General features: G+C 57.3%; 3 protein-coding genes. 2 read left to right on the top strand and 1 reads right to left on the bottom strand.

Annotation, left to right across the window (positions count from 1 at the left end):
- Positions 1-1,832 (bottom strand): Clp protease N-terminal domain-containing protein (locus tag ACOSYY_RS06700; protein WP_421661493.1); only part of this gene is annotated, 1,832 nt, incomplete at its 3' end.
- A 226-nt stretch (positions 1,833-2,058) separates the two neighbouring features.
- On the opposite strand from ACOSYY_RS06700, the gene ACOSYY_RS06695 reads away from it, so the two are divergent.
- Both ACOSYY_RS06695 and ACOSYY_RS06690 read left to right on the top strand, forming a co-directional pair.
- Positions 2,059-2,889, top strand: coding sequence for a hypothetical protein (locus ACOSYY_RS06695; RefSeq protein ID WP_421661492.1), 831 nt, complete (start codon positions 2,059-2,061; stop codon positions 2,887-2,889).
- 179 nt (positions 2,890-3,068) lie between these two features.
- On the top strand, positions 3,069-3,710 hold a 642-nt coding region (locus ACOSYY_RS06690; RefSeq protein ID WP_421661491.1), incomplete at its 3' end, for a hypothetical protein.

Raw genomic sequence — 3,710 nt, 5'->3', positions numbered from 1 at the left:
ACACCGGTGGGGCCCAGGAACAGAAATGCACCGATCGGGCGATTGGGATCTTTGATGCCCGACCGGGCGCGAAGCACGGCGTCCGCGACGGCTCGAACGCCTTCATCTTGTCCCACGACACGCTGGTGCAGCAGTTCCTCGAGTTTCAACAGCTTGTCGGTTTCTCCTTCGAGCAAGCGGGAAACCGGAATGCCGGTCCAGCGGCCGACCACGGCGGCAATCTCATCTTCATCGACTTCTTCCTTCAGCAGTCTTGCCTCATCTTGCTTCTTTCCCAAATGCTGCTGTTCCAGTTCCAATTCCCGCTCCAGCCGAGGCAGCTCTCCGTACCGCAGTTCAGCCACGCGATTGAGGTCATACGCCCGCTCGGCTTGATCGATCTTCAGTTTGACGTCCTCGATGGCCTGACGCGTTTTACGGAGGCGGGAGACGGAGGTCTTTTCCGATTCCCACCGGGTTTTCAGAGTCTGCAGGTCGCGTTGCCTTTCGTTCAGCTCGGCCTCGAGAGCAGCCAAACGGGCGGCGCTCGCCGGATCCTTCTCTTTCTTCAACGCTTCGCGCTCAATCTCCAGCTGGAGCACCTTGCGTGAGACCTCGTCCAGCTCGGCCGGAAGGCTGTCGATTTCGGTCCTGAGCCGCGCCGCGGCTTCATCGACCAAATCGATGGCTTTGTCCGGAAGAAACCGATCGGAAATATAGCGATGCGATAATTTCGCCGCCGCCACCAGCGCGCTGTCCTTGATACGTACCCCATGGTGGACTTCATAGCGCTCTTTGAGGCCGCGCAAGATGGAAATGGTGTTCTCCACGGACGGCTGGTCGACCAAGACGGTCTGAAAGCGGCGTTCCAACGCGGCGTCTTTTTCGATGTGTTTCCGGTATTCGTCGAGCGTCGTGGCGCCGATGAGGTGCAATTCGCCCCTCGCCAGCATCGGTTTCAACAGATTGGCCGCGTCCATCGCGCCTTCAGCGGCGCCGGCGCCGACGACCGTATGCAATTCGTCGATGAACAACAGAATCTGGCCTTGGGAAGATTGGATCTCCTTGAGCACGGCCTTGAGCCGCTCTTCGAACTCGCCGCGAAACTTGGCCCCGGCGACGAGCGATCCCATGTCCAACGCGAAGAGCTTCTTGTGTTTCAGACTTTCCGGGACATCCCCCTTGACGATGCGAAGCGCCAGCCCTTCCACGATCGCGGTTTTCCCGACTCCGGGCTCGCCGATGAGCACGGGATTGTTCTTGGTTCGGCGGGAAAGGATCTGAATCACGCGCCGGATTTCGTCGTCACGGCCGATGACGGGGTCGAGTTTCCCCTGTTCGGCCAATTGAGTCAGATCACGGCCGTATTTCACCAGCGACTGGTAGGTGCTTTCGGGATCCTGACTGGTGACACGTTGATTGCCGCGCACCTGTTGCAATCCGGCCAGGAGACCGTCTCTGTTCAGTCCCAGCTTCTTGAACACGCCCCCTTCCTGAACCATGGCCAGCAGCACATGCTCGACACTGAGAAAGTCGTCCTTGAGCGATTGTTGTTCCTCTTCCGCGCGGTTGAGGACGTGGGTGAGACGGTTGGTGATATGCATTTGACCGGGAGCGGCCCCGGCGCCTTGCACTTGCGGCAGCTTTGCCAAGGCTTGTTCGACGACCTGCCTCACGGCAGGGAGGGCGACACCGGCGCTCTCGAGGAGGGCAGGAGTCGTCCCCCCTTCCTGGTCGAGCAGGGCCAAGAGCACGTGCTCAACATCGATGCCCTGATGGCTTCGTCGCTGCGCATGGGCCGAGGCGGACTGGAGTGCCTCTTGCAACTTGATCGTCATTCGGTTCACATCCATGATGATTCACTCCGTGAAAAGATACTGTGTCGGTACGTCATCTGATAATCATCGGTTCGAGATAAGTCAACCGAGAATCCACGAATCTACTCCTCTTGCCCACGCGACGTGCCCACATGATTCATGAAGGTTCGTGGCGAATTCGTGATTGGGGCAGAATTCTCATGAATAGTGCGGACAGGTTCTTGACCTCCGGCACAATCCCGATTAGGGTACGCACATCGGCATGGTCAACCTCGTTTCGGCCACATTTCAGCTGTATCGGCATGTCCTGTATGCGACGGGGCGCTCGTTCGTTCGAAGTTGGGTGACGATGGTGGCGCTCATCGCATTCGCCGTCCTCTTGTTGGGCACATCACGAATCGCCGCTCCATTGGGAATCGTGGGCGGGCTCATGCTCGGCATCGCCAATGCGCTGTTGGTGGGTGTGACCCTTCGGCTTATCGAGCTGTCTCTCGGCGGAACAAGGTCCATTCGGCTCACGGATGTGACGGAGAGCTTCGGACATTACTTCTGGGATGTGATCGGCGTGGGATTCGTGTTGTGGCTGCCGACAATGCTCCTCGATATGGGCATGCAAGCGAATCCCTATGGGCAGTTTCTTTTGTCGGCGTTTCTGCTTCTGGTGTTCATCCTCTTGAATCCGGCACCGGAAGTGATTTATCAAGTCCGACATGATTCCACCCTCAATGTGTTCAAGACATCGTATGAATTTGTGTTGGAACATTGGGTCGAGTGGTTCCTCCCCTTCGCGCTGCTCATTTTGCCGGTGGTGCTTTCTCCGAGCGGGCTGCAGGAATTTTTTACGCTTTCCGGCCGTGTCGGTCGCGGAGCCGGCCTCGATTTCTTCCAAATTCTCATGCTTCCGCTCACGGCCATTGGAGGATGGTTATCCTACGTGGGCTTGGATTCCGACGGGCAAGGGATCATTCTTGTGCTCCTGACTCCACCGATGGCCATGGCGATTTTGCTGTTCCGCGGCCATCTTTTTGCATCGCTCCATGGATCCTCCAGACGGCAGCGTCTCTTTTCTCACCAGTTTGATACGAGACAGTAGGGATTGAAATCGCGATAGGCTGTCACCGGGCTCGTTTCATTACATTTGTTCTGTACCGGATCGAGACCATCTTGGGTCGACGGCGGCTCCTGGCTTGTGATCGAAGGTGAAATAGTGTATGGGGTAGCCTACACTCGAGCGTGTTCCCTCGCGAGGTAGTCCGGAGAAGGTGTGGACTCGTGCAACTTTCCATCTTTTGGCGGTTGGTGATGACCTCTCTCGTCATTATTACGGTCATGGGAGGCGTCAATATTTATGCGCTCTTTCAACTTCGGCAGTTGACGGCGATGAGTACCCAGATGGCGTCCTACCATTATCCGGCTGCTGAATCCGCGAAGAGGCTGTTGGGTTCGCTCTTTGCCCAATTGAACAGTGAAAAGAAATATCTCGCGACCAAAGATCAGGCTTTTCTGGCGCATCTGACAGAGGAGGTGGAGGAGTTTCGGCGCAGTCTTCAGCTGCTCCGGGGCCAGGAAAGCTCCCCTCAGGGGTTGAAACTGCTCCGCGAGACGGACGACATGCTCAAGGAGCAACTGAAGCTTTTTCAAAATGAATTGCAGACCGCGAAGGGGAAGATCAGGCAGGCGACTCCGGAGTATGAAAATCGACGCGAGGTTCTGATGGACCGCATGTCCTCCTCGATTCAGGGCTATATCGATCTGCACGAGGCTCGAGTGAGCGTCGGGGTGACGGAATCGCGGGCGAGCGCCGCCCAAGCGGAAGCCGTCACCGAGCAACTGGTCCTGGTGGCGCTGGTATTCGGATTGGGTCTTGCGGGCATCGCCAGCTATACGATCTTGCGTCCACTCCGGCAGCTGCAA

It is taken from the genome of Nitrospira sp. BLG_2, from assembly GCF_049222245.1.
The sequence above is the reverse complement of the archived record's forward strand: the minus strand, read 5'-3'. Positions and strand labels throughout refer to the sequence as shown.

Coding starts and splice junctions, on each gene's coding strand:
- ACOSYY_RS06695 (WP_421661492.1), top strand. CDS start 2,059: ATGGTCAACCTCGTTTCGGCCACATTTCAGCTGTATCGGCATGTCCTG.